The sequence below is a fragment of the Mycobacterium talmoniae genome (genome assembly GCF_001854525.1).
Taxonomy (GTDB): Bacteria; Actinomycetota; Actinomycetes; order Mycobacteriales; family Mycobacteriaceae; genus Mycobacterium; species Mycobacterium talmoniae.
In genome coordinates this window covers 1-592 of record NZ_MLQM01000373.1, presented here as the reverse complement: position 1 = coordinate 592, position 592 = coordinate 1, and the positions used below count along the sequence as shown (strand labels likewise).

General features: G+C 72.0%; 1 protein-coding gene. It reads left to right on the top strand.

The features are described from left to right. A partial coding sequence (locus BKN37_RS27435; protein ID WP_479724569.1) for a PPW family C-terminal domain-containing PPE protein occupies positions 1 to 514 on the top strand: 514 nt, incomplete at its 5' end. Between the last annotated feature and the right edge of the window lie 78 nt (positions 515 to 592).

Here is a 592-nt window from a genome sequence, read left to right as displayed (position 1 = left end):
CCGGGGCCCCGCTCCGCCCCCGCCCGCTGCGGGGCCGGCGCCGGCTCCGATGTCGGCGCCGGCGCCGCCCCCCACGGCGCCGCCCGCCGCACCCGCTGGGGCGGCCCCACCGTCGGCGCCGCCACTCACCGGGGTGGAGGGCGCCGCCTCCTACGGCTACATGGTCGGCTGGATCGGCTCCGGGCTCAGCACCCAGAGCAGCGCCAGCGCCAAAACGCTCGTCCGGGCGGGGGTGCCGGCGGCGGTGGCCACCGACACCGAGCCGACCCAGGAGACGTCACTGCGCCGCCGGCGCCGCACCGGGCTCACCGATCCCGGCCACCGGTACGAATACCTGGAAACCGACGACCCGCACTACTTGGCGTCGGACCGCGGGGCTGGTCCTCTCGGTTTCACTGGCACGATTCCCAAAGCCGGCACCCAAGCAACCGGGCTGGCCACCTTGGCCGTCGATGGGTTTGGTGGGGGTCCGCGGGTGCCGTTGGTGCCGGAGACGTGGGAGGGGGAGTCGTAGCTGAGGGAACTTGTGGTGGGGTTTTGTGGACTATTTGGTGATCGAGTTGGAAGGGGTTAAGTGATGAGTTTGTTGGAT